1 protein-coding gene is annotated in these 444 nt (G+C 54.3%); it reads right to left on the bottom strand.

Annotated features, from left to right (window positions below):
- Positions 1-25 precede the first annotated feature (25 nt).
- Positions 26-444, bottom strand: a 419-nt coding sequence (locus ACYAS9_RS24225) for an RNA-guided endonuclease TnpB family protein (RefSeq protein WP_463570965.1), incomplete at its 5' end; no start/stop codon positions are given.

Raw genomic sequence — 444 nt, forward strand, 5'->3', positions numbered from 1 at the left:
GATTCCTGCTTCACAGAGCACAGCCTCAGGCTACTTGAGCCATCGGTCTTACACGCTCTCCACAGGCTAAAACCGTGAGCCCCACGGCTTTGATATTCTTTGCAGCATTGGTGTCGCGGTCATGCTCGGCGTTGCACGATGGGCATGTCCACATTCGAGTCGAGAGTGATAATTGGGCCAGTACGTGACCACAACCCGAACAGGTTTTGCTGCTCGGGTACCACTGATCAATCCTCACGATCTGCCGGCCCGCCCAGTCCCCCTTGTACTCCAGCTGCCGGGCGAACTCACCCCAGGCGGCGTCAGCAATGGCTTTGGACAGCGTGCGATTTTTGATCATGTTTTTGACTTTCAAAGACTCGACGCAGATCACTTGGTTTTCGTTGATCAATCTGCGCGACACCTGATGAAGGTTGTCCTGGCGGGCATCTGAAATTTTTGCGT

Source organism: Pseudomonas sp. HP_08 (assembly GCF_055284095.1).